Source organism: Kribbia dieselivorans NBRC 106261 (assembly GCF_001552435.1).
GTDB classification, from domain to species: domain Bacteria; phylum Actinomycetota; class Actinomycetes; order Actinomycetales; family Dermatophilaceae; genus Kribbia; species Kribbia dieselivorans.
In genome coordinates this window covers 1-3,301 of sequence record NZ_BCRE01000261.1, presented here as the reverse complement: position 1 = coordinate 3,301, position 3,301 = coordinate 1, and the positions used below count along the sequence as shown (strand labels likewise).

Sequence of the window (3,301 nt, the reverse complement as noted above, 5' to 3'; positions counted from 1 at the left end):
CGGGCGTGGCCGCCTGCAGCCGCACCCACCACTCCTGGAAGTGCACCGCCTGCTGCTCGCCGTCCTGCTCGAGCACGACGTGCGTCTCGACCGGGGTGTCGGACATCGGCAACAGCGCCACACGCTGCTCCGGCAGGCCCCACCGCGTGGCGAGGTGCGCGACGACCTGGGACAACGTCGCGCCCTGACCGAGCAGTTGGGAGCGCAGGATGTGGGTGGCGAAGTCCTTGTCGCCCAGGGTGAACCACGTGCCGGCCGCGCCGAGGGCGGCGAGTTCGGTGCCCACGGCGTGGGTCTCGTCCGCCCGGCCCCAGCCCTGCTCCTCGTTGACGCCGCCGCCAAGGGTGTAGAGGATCGAATCCACGTCGGGTTGAACCCGCAGACCGTGGAGGGTGATGTCGTCACCGGTGTTGGCGACGACCGTGATCTCGGCGTCGCGCAGAGCGGGGTCGTCGATGGCGGCGAGGGCGGTCGTCAGGCCGCGCAGGAAGCGCGCGCCGCCGACGCCACCGGACAGGGCGGTGATCTTCAGGGGGCTGGGCATGGGCACAGTCTCGCAATGTTGCCGACGAGGACGACATTCGGCATCGCGACACGCCCGAGCGCGTGACAAAAAGTTATGCGCGAAGTTGACTATCGAGACTCACACACGTGTAATTTCATCAACGTAACGTCGATCCCGACCGGGGCGTGGTGGTGCTTGAGGCATCGGGCACCGGTTGGGAGAGGCCGCAGGGTCGAACGGCTCGGGGGCTTCCCGGGCCGCAGAGCAAGGCAGCGGGCAAGGCGTGTCGAGGTCGAGGAGGGACCATGAACGAGATGCTGACACTGGTGAGCCTGTCGGACGTCGAAGAGATGTCCTGGCAGGAGAAGTCGTTGTGCGCGCAGACCGACCCCGAGGCGTTCTTCCCCGAGAAGGGCGGCTCGACGCGCGATGCCAAGAAGGTCTGCCTCGGCTGTGAGGTGCGTCGAGAATGCCTCGAGTACGCGCTCGAGAACGACGAACGCTTCGGGATCTGGGGCGGGCTGTCCGAGCGTGAGCGCCGCAAACTCAAGAAGCGCGCTGTCTGAGGCCGTGTCCGCGAGCCCGGACGCACCGGTCGGCGCCGTCACCCCCGTCACCGCCGTGGTCGTCATCGACCGCGCCGGGGACGGGGTCGGCGACACCCTGACGGCGCTCGCGGGGCAATCGCACCCCCTCGACCGGTTGGTGATCGTCGACCGGACGGGGCGTGCCCTGCCTCCGACGGCGCTGCCGGCCGGGCCGGGTCTGGCGCGTGCCGAGGTGTTCGACGCCGCGCTCACTCCGCGACTGAGCACCCGCGGCGCCGTGCGGGCCGTGCTGCGGCGCCATGACGAACTCGAGACCCTGTCCGACAGCGAGGTGCTGTGGCTGCTGACCGCGACCTCGGTGCCCGACGGTGACGCCCTGGCCCGGCTCATGGCTGTGCTGCACGGCTCACGGAGCGTCGAGCTCGTCGGGCCCATGCAGGTCCGCCACACCGATCCCTCCCGCGTGCGGCGGCTCGGCCTGCAGGCGACCCGACTGGGTCGGCTTGTGCCCGACCCGGTGCCCGGCACCCCCGACCAGGGGCAGTTCGACGAGCGGCAGGACGTGCTCGCCGTGCCCATGGAGGGCATGCTCGTGCGTCGCTCCGTCTTCGAACGGCTCGACGGTCACGACGACTCCTTCGGCACGACCGGGGCCGACCTGGACCTCGGGTGGCGGGCCCAGGAACTCGGCCATCGCGTGGCCGTCGTCCCGGGCGCCCACGTGCGGGTGGGTGGGTCCGGTCACGTCACCGACGCGGATCGCCGTCACGCGCGACAGGTGGCCCTGGCCCGTTCCCGCGGGTGGCTGGCGCCGCTGCTGGGGCTGTGGATTCTCATCACCGCCGGGCTGACGGCGTTGCTGCTCGTGCTGACGAAACGCCCCCACCTGGCTCGCCGCGAGATCGTCGCGGCCAGCGGGGTGTTCGGCGTGGGCGCGATCATCGGGTCGGCGTGGCGGCATCGTCACGATCGCCGCGTCTCCTCGGCCGATCTGCGCTCCCTCTTCGTCTCGACCGCGACGGCCTGGGGCGACCTGGCCGACCGGTCCCGGTCCGAGGCCGACCCGCGGCCCGACGACATCACCAGTTCCGCCGCGGAGGACCCGCACCCATCCGTCCTGGCGCAACCCGTGCTCTGGGTGGTCCTCGCCGCGACGGCCATGGCCGCGATCGCCGGACGCCACGTCGCCGGCGGGGTCTGGCGGCGTTTCACCGCGGGCCTGGCCGGTGGGGAGATGCCGGGGGTTGCCGCCACCGGCGGCGACTACGCGCGCACGTGGTTGCAGGGTTGGAGCGGACCGGGGTGGGGGTCGGCCACCGAGGCCTCACCCGCGCACCTTCTCCTCGGCGTCCCGGCGTGGCTCGTCGGGTGGCTGCCCCGCGCCGACGCCCTCGACTCGCCGGTCGGGTTCATCGTCACCCTGCTCATGCTGACCGCGCTGCCCATCGGGGCGCTGAACGCCTACCTCGCCGCCGCCGTGCTGACCCGCTCCCCGTGGGTCCGCGCGGTGGGCGCGCTCGCCTGGGCCTCCACGGCCGCGGCCGTCGGGGCCGTGGCCCAGGGCCGGGTGGGTCCGGCGGTCGCGGTCATGCTGGTGCCGCCGGTGGCCGCCGGTCTGGTCAAGATGGCTCGCCCGCAGGAACGCTCCAGCGGGGCCGCGGCCGGCACCGCGATCCTGACGGCCGTCATCGGGTCGTTCGTCCCGCCACTGATGTGGGTCGCCCTTCTGGCCGGCGTCGTGCTGCTGCTGCGCGGACCCTGGTTGGTGCGACGCCGCGCGCTCGGGCTGATCGCCCTGCCCCTGCTGTTGTTGGGCCCGTGGCTGTCGACGTTGGTCGCCCGACCGGCCGAGGCGCTGGCCGGGTGGGGCGCCACGCAGTGGGGGCCGGCGGCGCCGTGGTGGCGTCTGGCCCTGGGCGACCCGGGCGGTGCCGGGACCACGATCGGTCTGACCCTGCCCGTGCTCATCGTCGGTCTGGCTGCCCTGCTGCTGGCCCGACGACGCTCCGCCCTGATGTGGGCGACCGCCCTGACCACCCTCGTCGGGCTCGCGGTGTGCGTGCTCGCCCCCACCCTGATCCTGGATCGGGTCCCGCTCGCCACGGGTGGGGCGTCGTCCCCCGCGGTCGCCGGATCCGCCGTGACGATGTGGCCCGGTGTCGGGGCCCTCGTGATGATGCTCGGCCTCATCGGGGCTGCCCTGGCGGTCACGGATCCGGAGCAGCGCGCCTCGAGCCGGCCGCCGTCG

At 72.9% G+C, this 3,301-nt stretch carries 3 protein-coding genes; 2 read left to right on the top strand and 1 reads right to left on the bottom strand.

Features of this window, described 5'->3' with window-relative positions; all coding sequences use genetic code 11:
• The coding region (locus KD1_RS15625) for a 2-phospho-L-lactate transferase CofD family protein (RefSeq protein WP_370670767.1) at positions 1–544 on the bottom strand (544 nt) is incomplete at its 3' end.
• Positions 545–810: 266 nt separating this feature from the next.
• On the opposite strand from KD1_RS15625, the gene KD1_RS15620 reads away from it, so the two are divergent.
• Together KD1_RS15620 and KD1_RS15615 are read left to right on the top strand one after the other, a co-directional pair.
• Positions 811–1,071: a WhiB family transcriptional regulator gene (locus KD1_RS15620; protein WP_068403445.1), complete on the top strand. Its 261-nt coding sequence runs from the start codon at positions 811–813 to the stop codon at positions 1,069–1,071.
• 4 nt (positions 1,072–1,075) lie between these two features.
• A partial coding sequence (locus KD1_RS15615; protein ID WP_068403443.1) for a glycosyltransferase occupies positions 1,076–3,301 on the top strand: 2,226 nt, incomplete at its 3' end.